This is a genomic window from Lentisphaerota bacterium, from assembly GCA_016873675.1.
Classification (GTDB): Bacteria; Verrucomicrobiota; Kiritimatiellia; order RFP12; family JAAYNR01; genus VGWG01.
The window spans coordinates 1-18,928 of record VGWG01000054.1; the positions used below are offsets into that span (position 1 = coordinate 1).

An 18,928-nucleotide genomic window follows, 5' to 3' on the forward strand; every position below is an offset into this window, starting at 1 on the left:
CGCTTTCGATGATTCCCAGCAACCGACCGGCGCCCCAGATGTAGTAGCGCACGGGCACGCCGTTGGTGGTGGTTTCCATCAGGGGGCGCTTGAGCGGGTCGGTATGGTCGATCACCCAGAGGCGGGGGTCGCCGTTGACGGTGGTGTTGACGCGATTGCCGAGGGCATCGTAACTGGCGGAGAGGGTGAGATTGCTGGCCGTGGCGGTGGTCATCCGTCCGGCAAGATCATAGGTGAATCGTGCAGGCGGGACGCCTGCACCACTTCCACTAGTCGCAATGTTTGTTAGTGCGCCGCATCCGTTGTACAGGTACGTTTCTGTAACTCGATTCGAGTCCGTACCCACCAGCGCGGACGTGAGGCGGTCGGCGGCGTTGAAGGTGTTGACCGCACGACGGTTGGAGGCCGGTGTCGGCATGGGGCCAGACGTAATGTCCTCGCGTGTCTTGAGGCCCATTGTGTCGCGGGTGATCGAGCGTCCCGGCAAATTGGTGCCGCCGGTGTAGCCCCAGCTCGTGACGGCGCTGGAGGCGTCGTAACCCCATGTGCCATTGATGTTGTTCGGGTATGCGAGTGCGGTCATGCGTCCTGCTGCATCGCGCGTAATGCTCCAGACATGATTGGACCAGTCGGTGACGTTGGTCACATTTCCATCGGCATCCAAGGCGTACTGCACCGTTTTACCATCGGGATAAACGACGGCTGTGGCCAATCCCCCAAGGTCATAGCGGTAGCCATTCGTGAAGGCGATGCCCGACACGCGGCTGACCGAGGAGGTGAGATGATTCATCGCGTCATAAGCAAAGGTGTTGGTGTTGGCGGCGTTCTTCGCGGTGAGCAGATTGCCAACGGCATCGAAGGTGAATGCCTCGGTGCTGCCGTCCGCGTAGACGGTGTTGGTGCATCGGTTGAGACTGTCGTACTGGAAAGCGACGCGGCGGGACGCCGCGTCTACTTTGTTGGTCAGGTTGCCGCAGAGGTCGAAGAAGTTGCGGAAGACTTGTTCGCCCGCCGCGTTGGTGGCGGCGATGACGCGGGACTGGCCGTCATACGCGAGGCGATAGACGTGGCTTTCGGAATTGGTGAAGGCGTTCATGCGTCCGAGCGCGTCGAGAGCAAAGCTTTCGGCACGGCCGGATGGATAGGTCACGCGGGTGCGACGCCCCAGGATGTCGAGTGCGTAGCGGGTGCTGCGGCCGCGGGCGTCCACGCTGTTGGTGACGGCGTCGAGAGCATCGTAGCCGGTTTGCCACAAACGGTTCATTGGGTCTAAGACGGCGACGGGGCGTAACAACGAGTCGTACTTCACTTCTGTCCGCCCGCCAATCACGTCCACCTGGGTGGTGGCGCATCCGATCGGATTGTACCAGGTGCGCTCGGACCAGACGGCGGTCGAACGATTCGTGGCGCGGCCCAGGATGTCGAGGCCCAGTTGCATGCGGGTGTTGCGCGCGTCTTGGGACGCCACCAGCCGGTCGGCCAGATCATATTCGTTGGTGATTTGTCCGCCATTGGCAAGACGTGTGGCGGCCGGTTGGCCGGAGGCGGTCCAGGTCTGGCTGTTGGTCCGGTTGAGTGGATCAATCGTGGCGGACAACCGGCCTGCGGAGGTGTAACGGCGCGTGGTGCGACCGCCGGGTGCGTCGATCGTGTCGGTGAGCATTCCGCGCGGGTCGTAAGCCAAGTGTGTGGGATGACCGAGCGCGTCCAGAATGTTGGTGACGTTGCCCGCGTTGTCGTACCCGAACTGTGCGGTACCGGCATCGGTGGAGGTAACGCTGGAGGCAAACCCGCGACTGTCATAGTCGAAGGCGGTAAAGGCCAGTGGGTGGCCGAACGGATCTAACACGGTCGTTGAGGCAAGAAGGCCGTAACTGCCATAAACATTCGTTAGCACCGTCCCGTCGGGCGTCGTACGCGAGGTCAGCCGATGGCTGGCGTCGTAGGTCATGCGCGTCAGGCGGCCGAGCGCATTGGAGAGAGTGACCAGCCGGTGCTGATTGTCGTAGACAAACGCGGTGGTTCGCGGACTGTCCGTGTTGGCGGCTTCGATCAGGCGCACCAGGCGGTTGCTGGCGTCGAACTGGTTGATCGTGACGCGCCCGATGACGTCTACAGTGGAGACCATCTGACCCTGACCGTCGTAGAAGAACGAGTTGGTCGTGTTATCGCGGTTGACCCGCTGCGCGAGACGGCCATCATCGGTGTAGGTATAGATGACACGCTGGCCGAACGGATCGATCTCCCAGGCGCGATAGCCGGCGGCAAAACCGAAAGGCCAACTGCTTCCGGCGGCCGATATCTGGTTCGTGACTTGTCCCAGTCCGTTATAGGCGTTGATGACGGTCTTGAAGCCGTCAGGATCGGTTTCCGAAAGGAACAAGGCGTTGGTGTCATACGCCATGGACCACGTGAAACCGGCGGCATCCGTCACACCCGTCAGGCACCCGGTCGGACTGTAGCGGTAAGACACGCTGCGTCCGGCCGTATCGCTCACGGAAGAAATGCGCCCGCCGGACCTGTTCACCGTGAAGGCGCGGCCGAACGAGTTGGAGACGGCCACCAGGCAGGAAGCGTTGGTATAAAAGAGGGCTACGGAATTGCTGGATGGATCGACAATACGAGAAAGAACGCCATTCGTGGCGAAGGTCCACGTTCGCCCCAAACGCTCTTGCAGGACCAACTGTCCGCCGGCATTACGCGCCAGCGTCGCGGTGACGCCAGGCGAAGCCACATAATCGCCATCGGGCTTGCGTGTGAACGAAAGGGCCTCGTTCTCCGTCTTGATGGTGACAGCGCCATCCACGAGTTGATCGGTCCACCATTTGGCCACCAGGCAGGCGATGGTCATGTTTTGGGCGGATTCTCCGGCGGCCAGCAGGTCGGCCACCACAGCACTGGCCACCACCGATGGAACGCTGGCCACCGCAGAGCTGCGCCCCATCATGGCATCGGCGTCCGCATGCACGTTTGCCTGGGCGTCATAACTGTGGGTCCAGCCACATCCGAGCGAGCCGTCAACTCGGCGCGTGCGGGAATCGTAATGCCGTGTCCAAGCCAGCGGTGCGGGCTGGGCCATGGCCAGATCGGTGCGCGTGACCAGACTGGCGCCGGTCATCATGTCAACGGGATCTTGAGAGAGTACGGGCGTTGTCGAAGCATCGTGCAGGCCCGGTGCTTCATGCGCAAGATAGGTTTTGCCGGCATCGCTCAAGCCGGGGAGGCTCGTAAATCCGCCGTTCAGGCCACCGCCGATCATCATGCCGGTGCTGTATCCACCACCGGCTGCCGGACCGTAGTTGATAGTGCCGCTTCCGGTCCAGCGGTTCAGCGTAATGTGACCGTCTTGGGGCAGCAGCAGTTTGCGCCCGCTGGCGATATCGGTGTCGAAATCCGAAAGCGTTTCTGCCGAATAGTTGGTCAGCGCGCTGCGGATCGTGGACCAATTCGCCAAGGTGGCGAAGTAGATGGGCAGGTTGGCGGCGTTGGCCAGATCCAAGACGCGCACGGTGGAGACCGCCGGTCGGTTCGTGCCGTTCACCTGGTCAAGCACACCGTGTTCAAGAGCACTTGCAAAGAGCATGTAGCCGTCGAACGTGGCGGGATCGGCGGACGAGTAGGAGTAGGCGTTCTTGAGATCGACATAGGGGGCCTCCTCCTGTGCCGAAATTCCGAGGGTGTAGAAAAAGTGCTGGTGTGTGCCCCGCAGGCGGCTGTCCAGCTCGTTGAAGAGCGCGGTCTGGGCCAGCCACTGCTGTCCGACAAGCTGCACGACGCGGGATCGCAGGAAGATATTGTTTTCGGGCAAACCGGCGGCACGCAGCCGGCCCAGTTCGTTTTCGGCGCGCTCGCGCATGCCCCCCCGATGATCGCCACCGAAACCGATGGGAATGGCGTAAACATTGGTCAGCGCGCGACTCAAAGTGTAATAGGGCGCATCCGATCCAACGGCCGGATGGGACACGGAAAGATATGCGCCATCGGTCTGAGAAGACGAACCATCCGGTTCGGTGGCCACCGTGGTGTCATCCACGCGCAGCACGGCCTTCGGATAGGTTTGAGCCGAATTGGTATAGGCCAGCCACACATGACGAGCGGACACTTCGTCGAGCCATAGAGTTGTGGTGAAACCAGTATGATAAACGGTGAGACTGGCGCGAAACGCATTCTTGTACTCGTCGGGCTGATTCAAAAAGGCAATGTTTGTTCCGGCCACCGTGCCGTGGAATGTGGCCGTATCCGTGGCAAGATTCTGGGGAACAATGGTATCGCCACCGATGAAGAACGATGTCGCGGCGTTGGTGCCGAGGGTCTGCCAATTCGCGGCGAGCGTTGCTGACAGGCGGCGCAGTTCGCTGGCCAGGTTAGCGGATGAAAGACTGCGGACGAACCAATCGTTTGTCACTGACCCGCCCGCCTGTGCCAGCAGGTTGGACCGTGAGTAGCCCATGTCTGTCAGCACATCACGCGGTGGCGTCGTAATCCGAGGCTTGAATGATGGATCGAGGTCATAGGTCTGGTTGTCCAGAGTCAACTGCACCCAGAAGTGCTCGATCGCCAGCGAACTCGCCGCAAGCGTATCGGCCGTCCAGAAAAGCGAGCCCAGTTGGCTCGGCCCGATGGCGCTCCAGACAGCATCGATGACGTTATCGACGGTGCCTGTGGCAGCCACGCCCACCCATGCGGCGGCGTCATAACCGGAAGCTGTGCCGCCGAGGGGGACAACGAAACCTCCAACGCCATTGCCATCTGGAGGGGCAACGTAACGCACAGTGGCCGTATAACCCGACATCTGTAGCAGCGCGAGAAGCAGAAAAGCCTGATCGCCGTCGCTGCCTTCGCGGTCCAGCAACGTGCGTTCGGGGCCGCGCATAAACCCCTTGCAGGGCGTGAAGCGAATCTGGTTGCGAACAAACAGATAGCATTGCGCCCAGTCATAATCAAGGGCGCGCGCGGTCTCCGCGATCAGATCGTTTGAACCGGGCGACACCGAGGAGGCCAGTCCCAGATCGAGCGTCCCTGGGATGGATTGCAGATTGGACAACGGTACGCCAGTAGCTTGGATGAGTGACAGGGTTGCCGAACTTGGCGCTTTGCTAAGCTGCAACACATCGCCAGCCAATGCGCGTGGCGGTGAAGAGGGGCCAAGGACTCTCCATCCAGACCAGTTCGTGCTTCCATCGGACAACAGGTCTGCCGAGCTCGTGACCGCTAGAAGGCAGATGCCTACAAGCAGGAGTGCGCACGAAAACGTTGGAAAAAAGCGCTTCATGGTGCGCTCCTTTCCGCCGTAATGACATGATTGCCTGCCGGAGACAGTTTGTAGTTTGCGGTGCCCGCTGGTGATCCGGAGAAGGCACCCGCAACCCGGTCGTCCGCATCGTAATAATAACGAATCGAATCGTTGTCTGCGCCCGTGTTCCAATCGGCTGGATTGAGACCAGCCTGAATGGCCTCGTCGTCGTCCATGCCGTCGCCGTTGGCGTCGCGATTGGTGGTTGAGAGGCCATAGATAAAATAGCGCGCATAATCGCCCAGACTGCTGCCTGCGGAATCCCATTGAAAGGGGTTGGTGCCGGTCATCTTTAATTCGATCAGATCTGGGATGCCGTCACCATCGCCGTCTTGATCAAGATAGCCCATCATAAAAAATGAAGCGGCGACACCCATGGAAGCATGCCACAGATTGAACGGCGGCGTGGCGCTGAAATAGCCACGCATCTGCCAGTCGGTCGAAGCGCCGAGGAGGGTTTCGCGCGCCAGAACCGCTACCGGGCGGGAAGCGGGCGAGTAGATCCACAGGTTCAATGTGTTCGCGGAACTTGTGGACGTCCAGAGGTTCGCGAAGGATAGACTGTTGGTATCTGCAGGCCATAGCGGCACTGCCGGGTCAGCGCCCGGCGAATTGGTTGCATTGGACTCCGACGCCTCCAATGCTTCCTGTAAGGCCGTGACATGGGCTTCGCTGATCAGGGTCATGCCAAGGATCGCTCGGTTGCGTTCATGGTCCGAATACCACTCCGTTAAATCCGTGCCGTAGAGGTACGCGGGCGGATCGCCATACACGGAACGCACCCACGCCTGCGGATCAAATCCAGTCGGCACGGCATTCGTGCGGAACGCCAGGCAGTGGGTGCCATCACTCGCGCCCATGTAGATCCATGAACGGGCGTTCAATTGCGTCTCGATCACGCCCATTTTATAGAGCGGAACGCCCAGCGCCGTGGTTGGTTCAAGCCAGTCAATATTGGCTGCAATCTCGCCATTAGTGGAAAACACGAATAAGCCGCCATCTTGAGGAATTGCGAAGCGCCCCGGCGGGTAGATCGCCATCACGGAGTTCGACAACTGGTCAAACCCGGCGGCCACGGCCGCATCCAAATCCGAGAACGAGGAGACCGTTCCTGCCGAATCCGTGTTGAGACAGGTAGTCAGCAGATTCAGCGGGAAGGGTTGTCCGGCGTCTTCTGCGTATAGATTGGAAACTCCACATGCTACCAGAGCTGCCATGACCACGCCCGCGCAGCGACTGACACGAAACATCCGCGATTTGCTTTCTATTAGAAGTGGGTGACGCATAACTGTCCGGCAGGCCTCCTTCATTTGCTGCGCAGCGAAATGAAACACCCAAAATGAAGGCCGTGAGTATTGCACTTAACCGAGAACGTGTCCAGCCCTCAAAAAATAGGACAAGCAATTCTAATAATTGACGCATTACCGCGAAATCCTGCAGCCCGCCGATCATTCGGTTCACGCGGGCAGCAGGATGGTGAAGGTAGACCCGGCGCCCGGTTCGCTGGCAACAGCCACAGTGCCGTTGTGAACCAGAACGATGTGCTTGACAATGGACAGTCCCAGGCCCGTGCCGCCCAGCTCGCGGCTGCGTCCCTTGTCCACCCGGTAGAAGCGTTCGAAGATCCGATCCAGATGTTTGTGTTCGATGCCGACACCGGTGTCCCGGACTGTGATGCGCACGCCATCGCCGGTGCTGACCGCCGCAACCTCGACCTGCGAGCCCGCACCGGTTGCGCCATGCGTGATGGCGTTGTCGATGAGATTCACGACGGCCTGTTCGATCAACCCCGCGTGCAGTCTGGCGGTGAGATCCTCGGCGCAGGTCAGCAACAAACGCACCCCGCGCGCATCGGCGCGGATCTGACACAGCTCCAACGCGCTTCTCAACACGCCGGCCACAAACGTCAACGGACGGTCCAGCGTCTGCGCAGAACTCTGTTCCAGTCGCGCCAGATCCAGCAGATCGCGGATGATCGATTCGAGCTGGGTCGCCTGGCGCACGATGATCATGAGAAAGCGCTCGGCCGTCTCCGGGTCGCTCATCGCCCCATCCAGCAACGTTTCGGCAAAACCCTTGACCGAGGTGATCGGCGTGCGCAGTTCATGCGACACGTTGGCGACGAAGTCTTGCCGCACCGTCTCCAGCCGCCGCAGCATCGTGACATCGCTCAACACGACCAGCGTGCCGACCCGCCGCCCCGCCACGTCCTTTAACGCCGTGGCCCTCAGGTGAAGCACACCCTCGGCTGCGGCACCTGCAATCACTTCACGCTCGACCGGTCCCGTCTGCCGCTCGCTTTCATCGATCAACGCAAGCATCGCGGGATCCCGCGTCACCTCGTTAATCCCGGTCCCCTCGGGCGCCGAATGCCGCAGGTTGAGCATTTGGCGCGCGGCGTCATTGAGGTCCATCAGCCTGTGATTTCCATCGATCGCAACCACGCCGCTGGTCATGTTGGCCAGGATGAGCGTGCGCAGGTTGCGCTCTTCTTTCAAAGCCTGAATGTCGCGTTGCAGCCGGTCCGCCGTCTGATTGATCGATCGTGCAAGCGCGGCCAAATGCGGAACTGGCGGAATGGATAGACGGTATGACAAATCACCGGCGCCCATTTGCTCCAGCCCGCGCTGCAAATCGGCGACGGGGCCAATGATCCGCAACGCCGCCCCATAGCTGAGCGCGGCCGCAGCAGCCAAAACCATCAGCAGAAGAACAAGCAGCATGTGATCGGTGTTGCGTAACTCGCGCGTCAACGTATGCAGAGGCACCGACACTCGCACCACCGCCTGAATCGGGCCCTCCAACGGCACCCGTCGCGCCAGATAGAGCATCTCCATACCCACGCTCTCGCTATACCGTTGGCTGACCCCGGTCCCTGTCGCCACCGCCTCCAGCACTTCCGGACGGTCATCATGGCGATCCATCCGCGCGACGTTCACGTCCGAATCTCCCGCCACACGTCCATCTGGAAGAATCAGCGTGAACCGGCCATCCCCCACCCCACCCAGTCGCTCAAAAAAGCGGCTGATCGCTGTATCGTCCACCTGGCCATCGCTGCGAGGCAGCAACGCCGCGGCGAGTTCGGCCTGGGTCTGCAGCTCGCGTAACCATTGCCGATGGAAGGCCTGACGCCCCGTGCGCCAGGTGTACAGAGATATAAATCCCACCGCCACGCAGAGGATCAGAAAGTGCGCCCCGAAGAATTGTCGGAACAAGGCCTGTCGTGTCATGGTTTACTCAGTCCGCATCCGGTAGCCAACCCCGCGAACGGTCTCGATCAACTCGCTGTATTTGCCGAGTTTCCGCCGCAACCCCACGATCTGCACGTCCACGGACCGGTCGGTCACGGGGTAATCGGCGCCATGCACGGCATCCACGATCTGATAGCGCGAAAACACCATCCCCGGCCGCCGCATGAAAAGGTCCAGTGTCTTGAATTCGCTGAGCGTCAGTTCCAGGGGCCGACCCTCCAGACGAACCGCGTGGCGCGTCCGGTCAATCTCAATGGACCCGCGCACCAGCACATCCAGCTCATCCCCCGGCTCGGCCGTGCGTCGCCGCAGGACGGCGCGGACGCGCGCTGAGAGAATGCGGGCGCTGAACGGTTTGGTCATGTAATCATCGGCCCCGACCTCCAGGCCCGCCACGATGTCGGCATCCTCGTCGCGCGCCGTCACCATGATCACCGGCACCCCCTTCGTCCGTTCATCGGCGCGTAAGCTCCGACAGAAGGCAAAACCGTCCAGCCCCGGCAGCATCAGGTCGAGCAGAATCAGACCCGGCAGCGTCCGCTTGAGAAATGCGGCCGCCTTTTCGGCGGAGGCGCATTCAGCGATTACATAACCCTCGCGCGTCAGATTGTAGCGGATCAGTTCGCGGATATCCGCGTCATCTTCAATGATCAGAATGGTTTCCCTCGCCATGGTCCCTCCCCGCCTTACGGCGCATGCACGTGACGAATGATCGTGCCGTCCGCCAAATAGGCGACATCCTCGGCGATATTGGTGGCATGATCGCCAACCCGCTCCAAGTCACGGGCCACGTCATGAATCAGGATCAACGCCTCGACCCGCGCTCCGGCGTGCTCCTGAGTCGCGCGGGCAACGACCTCGCGAATGACCTCCTCGTTGAGGCGATCCACGGCGTCGTCGCGCGCAATCACCGCCTTCGCCTTGGGCACGTCCCGCTCAACGAGCGCGTCAATGCTGTCTTTGAGCATCGCGCCGGCCAGGTGTCCCATCCGCATGAGCGTGCTTTGCAGATCACTCACCGGAAAGGCCGATAGCCGCACCCCGCGATCGGCGATGTTCACCACGATGTCGCCGATCCGCTCCAAGTCGTTATTGATCTTGAGAACAGCGATCACAAAGCGCAGATCACGCGCCACGGGCTGATGCAGCGCCAACAGCTTGAGGCACTCCTCCTCGATCTGCACCTCGCGCGCGTCAATCTCCTCGTCACGCGCCGCCCACGCCAGCAACGGCGCCCGCTCACGGGCATCCAGATTGCGCAGCACCTCGCGCAACCGTTGCTCGACTTCACCCGCCAGACGGAGGATATCCTCTTTCAAGCGCTCGGTTTCCCGTTCAAATATCATGTTCATTCCTGCTCTTACTCCCGATCAGCCGAACCGTCCGGTGATGTAATCCTCGGTCTGTTTTTCGCGCGGCCGTGTGAAGAGATCAGTGGTCGGGCCATATTCTACGAGATTCCCCTCATAAAAAAAAGCCGTTTGATCGGAGACTCGGGCCGCCTGCTGCATGTTGTGGGTGACGATCACGAGGGTGTAGCGGCCGCGCAATTCCACGATCAGCTCTTCGATGCGCGCCGTGGCCTTGGGATCCAGCGCCGAGGTTGGCTCATCCATCAGCAGGACCTCGGGTTGCACCGCCAGCGCGCGCGCCAGGCAGAGGCGCTGCGCCTGCCCGCCCGACAACCCGAGCGCGTTCCGCTCCAGCCGGTCCTTCACCTCATCCCATAAGACCGCCCCCCGCAAGCTCTCCTCGACGATCCCGTCGAGTGCCGCGCGGGATACCGTGCCGTGCAGCCGCGGACCGTAGGCGATGTTGTCGTAAATCGACTTTGGAAAAGGATTGGGCTTTTGAAACACCATACCGATCCTGCGGCGCAACACGGCCGCGTCAACCGCACCCCCGTAGATGTTCTGGCCGTCAAAGAGCAATTCACCCTCCGCATGGCACACGGGAATCAGATCGTTCATCCGGTTGATCGCCCGCAGGAAGGTGCTCTTGCCACATCCACTCGGACCGATGATCGCCGTCACCTGACCCACAGCAATGGCCAGATCCACCCGCCGCACCGCCTCATGCTCGCCGTAAAAGACCGAAAAGCCCCTGGCTTCGACCGGCGCCGCCCCGCCCTGTGCTGCCGTTGTATTCATACGCTCTCCCTGTTGCTGCAGACTCACGCATCAGCCTTTTAATCGTCTGGCGACACGCGCACGGATCACAATCGCCGTCAGATTCAGAACCAGAACCATCACCACCAGCGTGGCCGCCATCCCGTACTGGACATGCCGGATCTCGTCAACCGCCTCGTGCTCGGTGCAGATATTGTACAGGTTCCACGAAAGGGCCGGGGTCGCCTGGGTCAGCAGTTCGGACGGCCGCAGCAGGGGCCCCACGCTCACCGCCGCCGTGAAAATGATCGGGGCCGTCTCACCCGCCGCGCGCCCCATGCTGATCACCGTCCCAGTCAGAATCCCCGGCAAAGCAGCCGGCAAAATCACCGTCAGAATCGTGCGCCATTGTCCGGCACCCAACGCCATCGCCGCTTCTTTATACGATCGGGGGACGGCCGCGATCGCCTCTTCGGAGGCCCGAATCACCGTCGGCAAAACCAGCAAGGCCAAGGTCAGCGCCCCGGCCAGTACGCTTTTGCCGGACGACACCTGAAGCGTATTGATAAAGAATGCCAGTCCGAAAAGGCCGAACACGATGCTCGGCACGCCCGCCAGCGTGTTGACGCACGAGCGGAGGAACGAGAGGACGGGCCCGGCCTTGGCATATTCCTGGAAATAGATGGCGGCGATGATGCCCAAGGGGACGGCGATGAGCATCGCCCCGAGCGCCAGATAAACCGTTCCCATGACCTCTGCGCCGATGCCCCCAAAAAAATGGGCGTCAAAGGACCGGTCGGTCAGAAACCGTGGGTAGAAGGTCAGCCTGGGCTGCAGCAGCTCCCGTAGATTGTCGCGCACAATCGGGAACACCGGCGCGAGCGTCGTTCCCTCGAACAGAGGCTCGCGCGGCACGTAAACCTGTTTCCCCTCGCCCCCGGAGTAGTCCCATGTCTCTTCGTAGAGCAAGCGCTCGGCCTTCTCCTGTGCCTGATCCCAGCGTGTCTGCCCATACAGGCGGCGCGTCAGCGCGGGAAGCGGCGCGCCCGGATCGGGACCGAGCAAAAGCGCCAGAGTCTCGCGAACCTCCTTGAACGCCGGGCGTAACGCTTTTCGCCGGGCGGCCGGCAGCTCGGCGAGTTCGGCCTCAAACGCGGTGATCGCCTCATAGATCGGCCGCCGCGCCTCCTGCACCGCCGCGTGCTCTTCAGCGGCCCGCCGCGCGTCCCCGCGGCCGAATTGCTCGCGCATCATGCGGCGGTGCTCGACCGTGGCCCTGAAGAGATAGGCCGACGAGCCCTTGATCAGGATCGGCAGCAAAACAACGAGCAAGAACAGGGTCATCAGCCCAACCGCGAAGCAGGCATTCGCAGTGAACGCACGATCCAGAAGTTTGCGTGTCGATAAACGCATGGTCAGCAACCCCTCAGCCGTTTGCGCTGGCGCGTGACAATCCACTCACCGGCCAGATTGCATGCGAAACTGAACACCAGCAGGCTCAAGCCCATGGCGAAGAGCACATGGTAGTGCGCCGATCCGGTCATCTGATCGGCCTCGCCCATGTCACCCGCGATGGTCGCGGTCAGCGTCCGAACCGGCAGGAGCAGGTTGTACCACGGTTTCGGGATCTGGGCGGCGTTCCCCGAAGCCATCCACACCACCATCGTCTCCCCCAGCGCTCGCATGATACCGAGCAGAACCGCCGAAAAAATACCGCTGATGGATGCCGGAATAACCACCTTGACCAGCGTCTCGGCCCGTGTTGCTCCCAGCGCATAGCTCCCCTCACGCAACTCACGTCCGGCGGCCTGAAGGGCATCCTCGGAGACACTTACAATCGTCGGCAGCGCCATCACCCCGAGGATCACCGATGCATTCAACGCATTGACGCCGCTGGCAATCTGCACCGCGCCCAAAATCCGGCTGACCGTGATCAGGATGACTAAAGATAGTGCCAGCAAGGCCAGGGTCAGGACGCTGCGCATCACACCGTGCGCGCGCGCCGTCAGGCGGACGGGCGTCAAGAGGTCGGCAGCCACCACCGACCCGAGGCCCAGCGTTGGCAGGGCCAGCACCCACCAGGCCGTCGCAAGCAGACGGCCCCCGTGATTCTGCAACAGCGGTGCCAGCACGACCAGGGCAAAAAATCCGTAGGCGACCGACGGGATGGCCGCCAGCATCTCAATGACCGGCTTGAGCACCTGCCGCACGTTGAACGGGAGGATGTCGCTCATGCACAATGCCGCACACACCCCCGGCGGCACCGCCAGAACGACCGCTGCCGCGGTTACCAGCAGACTGCCGACAAAAATGGCGGCCGCGCCAAACTGGGGAGGCTGATGCGTGGGGTACCAGGCCTTGGAGAAAAAGAAATCCGACGCCTCGCTGATTCTGAAGAATGGCAGCGCGTCGCGGGCGATGAAGAAAATGATCGCGAGCACAGCCAGCGCCGCCACCGAGGTGACCAGCAGCAGAAAGCTTCGGCCCAGCAGTCCGAAGACCCTTCGCTTCCGCATTTCGCGCGTCGTCAGCAGAATGTGTTCCCTGGTGGGCATAGGATGATCTCGGAGGTCCCGACACCCTGTCGTCTAGTGTTTTACGCCTCGTGACGGTCCCGGTGACTGTCTCATGATGCAGGTCTCCTGTTATCGGCCACAGGCCCACGGCCTCACAGTGGCCGTTGGCAGATAGTTGAGCATTCGCCTGTTAAGATTGAATGGCATCCGTGTTAGCATTGTGTTAGGAATCCTCGCTAAGGTCGTCGATATCGGTATCCAAATCGAAATTGGGATCGGGATCGACAAAAAAGAAGGAATTTCGACCCCGATACCGATAGCGATTCCGATTCCGACCGGCAGGATGCACCCAAAATGCTCAAAATGAGAGTTGCTAAATTGGGCAAACGACACCTTGACCGATTTTGACACGTGCACTATACTTCCGTACGTTTTGCAAACAAAAACCAACCTCCATCAGCGGCGGGATCTTTTCGTGCCGCATTCACAGGATATGAATCATCTATGAAATATGTCTACACGTTTGGCGGCACGGGTGCCGAGGGTAATGCCAAGGACAAGAATTTACTCGGCGGCAAGGGCGCGAATCTCGCCGAGATGTGTCACCTCCACCTGCCGGTCCCCGCCGGTTTTACCGTGACCACGGCGTGTTGCACGGACTATTTTGCTCAGGGCGGCCGGTTCCCTGCTGAGCTCGAAGCACAGGTTTTGGATGCGCTGCACAAAACCGAAGCGACCATGGGAATGAAGTACGGCGACGCGAAGAACCCGTTGCTCGTCTCATGCCGATCCGGCGCGCGCAGTTCCATGCCCGGCATGATGGATACCGTCCTGAATGTCGGACTGTCAAGCACCACCATCCCGGCCATGATCGCCAAGACCAAAAACCCCCGTTTCGTGTGGGACAGCTACCGTCGCCTGATCATGATGTACGCCGATGTCGTGATGGAGAAGGCCGAAGGGCGCGACCCCGCCAAGGGCGTGGGTATTCGCAAGCTCCTCGATACCGCTCTCGACGAGTACAAGCACATCAAAAAGTACGCTAGCGACACCGATCTGACGGCTGCCAACCTTCAGGAACTGGCCGAGAGCTTCAAACGGCGCGTCCAGACGGAGCTTGGCGTCCCCTTCCCCGATGACCCGATGAAGCAGCTCTGGGGCGGAATCGGCGCCGTGTTCAAGAGCTGGAACGGCAAGAAGGCCGTCTCGTACCGCCGCATTGAGGGGATTCCCGACGCCTGGGGCACCGCCGTGAACGTGCAGGCCATGGTGTTCGGCAACATGGGCGACACCTCCGCGACGGGCGTGGCCTTCACACGCAACCCGGCCACGGGCGACAACACCTTCTACGGCGAATGGCTGATCAACGCGCAGGGCGAAGACGTCGTGGCCGGAATCCGCACCCCCAATCCGCTCAACAACGACACCAAGAACGCGCAGAACGACCACTTGCAGTCGCTTCAAGAGCTGATGCCCGACACCTACCAGCAACTCTGCGGCATTCGCGCCGTGCTCGAGAAGAACTACGCCGACATGCTCGACATCGAGTTCACGATTCAGGAGGGGACGCTCTACATGCTTCAATGCCGCGTGGGCAAGCGGACCGGCACGGCCGCGCTGAACATGGCGATGGACATGCTGCAGGAGAAGATCATCGACGAGAAGCAGGCGGTCCTGCGCGTGGAGCCGGCGCAGTTGGACGAACTGCTCCACCCCATCCTCGACCCCAAGGTTGAAAAGGACCTCACCCCGTTCGTCAAGGGCCTTCCCGCCGGTCCCGGCGCTGCGGCGGGCGTGATCGTCTTCACCGCCGAAGCGGCGGTGGCATCCTTCCACGCCAACCGGCCGTGCATCCTCGTCCGCGAGGAGACCAACCCCGAAGACGTCGAGGGCATGCGGGCCGCAGAGGGCATCCTGACCGCCCGCGGCGGCATGACCTCCCATGCGGCGCTCGTCGCGCGCGGCTGGGGCAAGTGCTGCGTCGTCGGCGCGGGCGAATTGCACATCTGCCTTGAAAGTCAGACCGCCTGGGTAGGGCGAACGGTCTTGAAGGCTGGCGATCTGATCACGCTGAACGGCACCCGGGGCCACGCCTACGTCGGGCAACAGCCGATGATTGCCGCCACGGAGAACCCGCGATTCCAAAGCTTCATGACGCTGGTCGACAAATACCGCACCATGGGGGTTCGGACCAATGCCGACACCCCCTCAGACGCCGCGCTTGCCCGCACGTTCGGCGCCGAGGGGATCGGACTCTTCCGCACCGAGCACATGTTCTACGGCAAGGATTCCGCCGAGCCGCTCTTCCTGCTACGCAAGATGATCCTTTCCGCGTCCACGGCCGAACGCAAGGCGGTTCTCGCGCAGCTCTTCCCCTTCATGAAGCGCGACATCAAGGCGACGCTGCTGGCCATGGACGGCCTGCCCGTAACCTTCCGCCTGCTGGATCCGCCGCTGCACGAGTTTATCCCCCATTCTCAGGGCAATCGCGAAGATCTGGCCAAGGCGCTCGGCATCGACGTCAAGGAAATTGACAAACGGAGCGAGGCGCTCAAGGAGTCCAATCCGATGATGGGACACCGCGGCGTCCGCCTGGGCGTGACGTATCCCGAAATCTCTGAGACGCAGATCCGCGCGATCTTCGAATCGGCTGCCGATCTGATTGCCGCCGGCAGATCCCCCCAGCCCGAGATCATGATTCCCGTGACGTGTGACGTGCGCGAGCTAGAGTTCAGCAAGAAGATCATTGACGCGGTCTATGCCGACGTGCTGGCCCGCAGCGGGCTGAAAGCAATCACGTATCATCTGGGCACAATGATTGAGATTCCGAGGGCCGCGCTGCTGGCCGATAAGATGGCCGGCATCGCCGAGTTCTTCAGCTTCGGCACCAACGATCTCACGCAGATGACCTTCGGTTTCAGCCGCGACGACACCGGCGGGTTTATGAATGATTATCTGCAAAAGCGGATCCTCGACGCTGACCCCTTCCAGACGATCGACCAGTCGGGAGTGGGAATGCTGATTGAGATCGCGGCCCAGAAGGGGCGACAGGTCCGCCCAACCATGAAGATCGGCATCTGCGGTGAACAGGGCGGAGACCCCGCCTCGGTCGAATTCTGCCACCGCCAGGGGCTGACCTACGTGAGCTGTTCCCCTTACCGCGTCCCCATTGCGCGCGTCGCCGCCGCCCACGCCGCGATCCGGCATGGAAAGCGTTGACGCAAGCTGGCCTTCAGCGTATCTTGTTCCTTCAATCTAAAACTCTACGTGGGAACGCGATGGTGGGTCACGAGCAGCAGGCCGGAGCCGTGTTTCGCGAGGCGCGTCGCTTCCAAAAGCGATTTCGCCGCGTGCTTGTGTGCCGTGGAGCGGCCGCGGGGGCACTGGCCGGTTCTGTCGGCGCCGGGCTGCTCTCTCTGGCGGGACGTTTTCTCGATCTTCCGCCGACGGCCGCCGACCGGGGACTTGTTCTGCTGACCATCACCGCGCTTGCCGCCGCCGGGGCGGGTTATGCGGCGGCTCGGCGCACCCCTCCCCAGTCCGTCTGCCTGGCCGCTCTGGATGCGACGGGACGGGCGGGCGGCCTCGTGATGAGCGCCGGCCTGCCCGGCGCCGAGGCCTGGCACCCGACTCCGCCGCCGTCGCCCCGTGTGATCTGGCGCAGTCCTCGAATCATGGGCGGCTTGGCCCTGTCGACAGCCTTCTGTCTGCTGACGGCGCTCCTGCCGCAGCGGCTGTTCGTCGGCCTCGTGGCGGCAGGCCGGCCGCCCGTCGCCGCGGTGACCGAGCATCTCGCGGCCAGCGTCGCCCGGATCGAAGCGGAGAACCTGCTTCCCGAGCAGGCCGTCGCGGCCGTCAGCAACCAACTGGCGGCGATCAGCCAGACGGGCGACGCCGCCGATCCCGCCCGCACCCTGGAGGCGCTGGACCATATCGCCGGGGAACTGGCGCGCGCGGCCGATGCGCAGGCAGGCGCGCTGGCCGAGGAGCAAGCCGCGCTGCAGTCGGCCGTCGCCCTGGCCGAACAGCTCGCCGCGCGCCTCGATGGCGACACCCAGGCCGGCGCGCTCGCGGCGGCCGCCGCCGAAGCGCTGGCGCAGTACCTGGCCAGCGCGCCGATCCCCGCCGCGCTCGCCAGCAACCTGCTGGCGACGGCCCTCGCTCCCGGCGGGCTCTCGCCCGAGAGTCTGCGCGATCTGGCCGGCCTGTTGCGCGAGGCCGGCGCGCTCAACGAGTCCCGCCTCGCGCGACTCGGCGAACTCAAGCTGGGCGAACTCAAGCCGGGCGAAGCGACACCATCCGCCGGTTGCAGCGGCGGTTCCTGCACCAACGCGGCGGCGTGCGCCGGAGCGCTGGCGCGGCTCCTCGCCGAGGAGGGGCCGGCCGCCGAGGCGGCGGCCAGCCTCGCCGCGCTCTGCGCCGCGCCGGGCGCGCCCGGCGCGGGCGGCGTGAGCCGCGGCCGGGGCGACGCGGCGCTCACCTGGACCGACCCCTCGACGACCGAGAATGCGGCCTTCAAGAAGGAGTCCCTGGCCAGCCGGATGCCGGCCGCCGACCAGGCGCGCCTGGAGGGCCTTTCGGCCGCCGCGCCCGAAGTCGCCGCCACGCCCGCCGCCAGCGGCGCCGGCGCGCTGGCCCACGCCGCCCCGGCCCGGGGCGGCGCGCCGCAGGCGCCGGTCCTGCCCCGCCACCGCGAAGCCGTGGGACGGTTTTTTGAACCCTGACTGGAGACACCATGAACCTGTTGACCCCGCAGGAGATCGCCCCCGCGAGCGAGGCGCTGAACCAGACGCTCGACCAGATGAACCGCATGCTGCTCGGCCGCGACGCCCTGCACCGCCTCGTCCTCACCGGCATCCTGGCGCGCGGGCACATTTTGCTCGAAGGACTGCCGGGACTGGGCAAGACGGCGTTGGTCAAGGCCGTGGCCGACATCCTGCGCCTCCGCTTCAAGCGCATCCAGTTCACCCCCGATTTGATGCCGGGCGACATCCTCGGCTCGCACATCCTGCAGCAGACGGCCTCCGGCGCGCGCGACCTGGTGTTCCAGCCCGGACCGGTCTTCTGCAACATCCTGCTGGCCGACGAGATCAACCGCGCCTCGCCCAAGACGCAGTCCGCCATGCTGGAGACCATGCAGGAGCGCTCGGTCACGCTGCTGGGAACCACGCGGGCGCTCCCGGCGCCATTCTTCGTGCTGGCCAGCCAGAACCCGATCGAGCTGGAGGGCACCTACCCGCTCCCCGAGGCGCAGTTGGACCGCTTCCTGTTCCGTCTGAATGTCGGCGATCTGCCCGCCGATACCTTGCTGGACATACTGACCGGACGCCGCCACGGAACGGTGCCCGAAGCCTCCTGGACGCTGCCGCAGGAGATGCTGGAGCGCTGCTTTGCCACGGTTGACCGGGTGGCGCTCCCCGAGGCCGTCGCCCGCTGGATCGCCCGGCTGGTGAGCGCCACCCACCCCGGCGCCGCCGAGGCGACGCCGCGGGTGCGGACGTACGTGCGCTACGGCGCCTCGCCGCGCGCCGCGATCGCGCTGGCCGAGGCGGCGCGCGCGGCGGCGCTGCTGGCGGGGCGGCCGTCGGTGGGCTTCGAGGACGTGAAGATGCTGGTCGAGCCGGTGCTCAACCACCGCCTGATCCTCAATTACCAGGCGCGGCTCGATCAGGTCACGACATCGGCGCTGTCGCAGGAACTGGCGGAGGCGCTCGACCCGGCCGGAATGCGGCTGCCGCAGGGGGGGGGGGTGCAGGCGTG

Annotated in this window: 10 protein-coding genes; 3 read left to right on the forward strand and 7 right to left on the reverse strand. The window is 63.0% G+C overall.

Features of this window, described 5'->3' with window-relative positions:
* The 7 genes from FJ222_07960 to FJ222_07990 all read right to left on the reverse strand — a co-directional run.
* On the reverse strand, positions 1-5,560 hold a 5,560-nt coding region (locus tag FJ222_07960), incomplete at its 3' end, for an RHS repeat protein (GenBank protein ID MBM4164359.1).
* A gap of 1,190 nt (positions 5,561-6,750) precedes the next feature.
* Positions 6,751-8,523 carry a HAMP domain-containing protein gene (locus tag FJ222_07965; GenBank protein ID MBM4164360.1) on the reverse strand — a complete coding sequence of 591 codons (1,773 nt, stop codon included), beginning with the start codon at positions 8,521-8,523 and terminating at the stop codon, positions 6,751-6,753.
* A 3-nt stretch (positions 8,524-8,526) separates the two neighbouring features.
* On the reverse strand, positions 8,527-9,216 hold the full coding sequence (locus FJ222_07970; GenBank protein ID MBM4164361.1) for a response regulator: 690 nt from the start codon (positions 9,214-9,216) through the stop codon (positions 8,527-8,529).
* Positions 9,217-9,230: 14 nt separating this feature from the next.
* On the reverse strand, positions 9,231-9,896 hold the full coding sequence (gene phoU, locus FJ222_07975; protein ID MBM4164362.1) for a phosphate signaling complex protein PhoU: 666 nt from the start codon (positions 9,894-9,896) through the stop codon (positions 9,231-9,233).
* Positions 9,897-9,914: 18 nt separating this feature from the next.
* Positions 9,915-10,694, reverse strand: a complete 780-nt coding sequence (gene pstB, locus FJ222_07980; GenBank protein MBM4164363.1) for a phosphate ABC transporter ATP-binding protein — start codon at positions 10,692-10,694, stop codon at positions 9,915-9,917.
* A gap of 30 nt (positions 10,695-10,724) precedes the next feature.
* Positions 10,725-12,065 carry a phosphate ABC transporter permease PstA gene (gene pstA / locus FJ222_07985; GenBank protein ID MBM4164364.1) on the reverse strand — a complete coding sequence of 447 codons (1,341 nt, stop codon included), beginning with the start codon at positions 12,063-12,065 and terminating at the stop codon, positions 10,725-10,727.
* 2 nt (positions 12,066-12,067) lie between these two features.
* Complete coding sequence (locus tag FJ222_07990) at positions 12,068-13,207, reverse strand: phosphate ABC transporter permease subunit PstC (GenBank protein MBM4164365.1); 1,140 nt, start codon at positions 13,205-13,207, stop codon at positions 12,068-12,070.
* Between the two features lie 465 nt (positions 13,208-13,672).
* On the opposite strand from FJ222_07990, the gene FJ222_07995 reads away from it, so the two are divergent.
* The 3 genes from FJ222_07995 to FJ222_08005 all read left to right on the forward strand — a co-directional run.
* Positions 13,673-16,387 (forward strand): pyruvate, phosphate dikinase, encoded by a 2,715-nt coding sequence (locus tag FJ222_07995; GenBank protein MBM4164366.1) that lies wholly within the window; start codon positions 13,673-13,675, stop codon positions 16,385-16,387.
* A gap of 59 nt (positions 16,388-16,446) precedes the next feature.
* Positions 16,447-17,892 (forward strand): hypothetical protein, encoded by a 1,446-nt coding sequence (locus tag FJ222_08000; protein ID MBM4164367.1) that lies wholly within the window; start codon positions 16,447-16,449, stop codon positions 17,890-17,892.
* A gap of 11 nt (positions 17,893-17,903) precedes the next feature.
* Positions 17,904-18,928: AAA family ATPase (locus FJ222_08005; GenBank protein ID MBM4164368.1), on the forward strand; the 1,025-nt coding region annotated here is incomplete at its 3' end.

Bases quoted from the DNA above. Each gene is read 5' to 3' on its own strand.
- FJ222_07970 (MBM4164361.1), bottom strand. From the start codon at position 9,216: ATGGCGAGGGAAACCATTCTGATCATTGAAGATGACGCGGATATCCGC.
- pstA (MBM4164364.1), bottom strand. From the start codon at position 12,065: ATGCGTTTATCGACACGCAAACTTCTGGATCGTGCGTTCACTGCGAAT.
- FJ222_07965 (MBM4164360.1), bottom strand. From the start codon at position 8,523: ATGACACGACAGGCCTTGTTCCGACAATTCTTCGGGGCGCACTTTCTG.
- FJ222_07990 (MBM4164365.1), bottom strand. From the start codon at position 13,207: ATGCCCACCAGGGAACACATTCTGCTGACGACGCGCGAAATGCGGAAG.
- FJ222_07995 (MBM4164366.1), top strand. From the start codon at position 13,673: ATGAAATATGTCTACACGTTTGGCGGCACGGGTGCCGAGGGTAATGCC.
- pstB (MBM4164363.1), bottom strand. From the start codon at position 10,694: ATGAATACAACGGCAGCACAGGGCGGGGCGGCGCCGGTCGAAGCCAGG.
- FJ222_08000 (MBM4164367.1), top strand. From the start codon at position 16,447: ATGGTGGGTCACGAGCAGCAGGCCGGAGCCGTGTTTCGCGAGGCGCGT.
- phoU (MBM4164362.1), bottom strand. From the start codon at position 9,896: ATGAACATGATATTTGAACGGGAAACCGAGCGCTTGAAAGAGGATATC.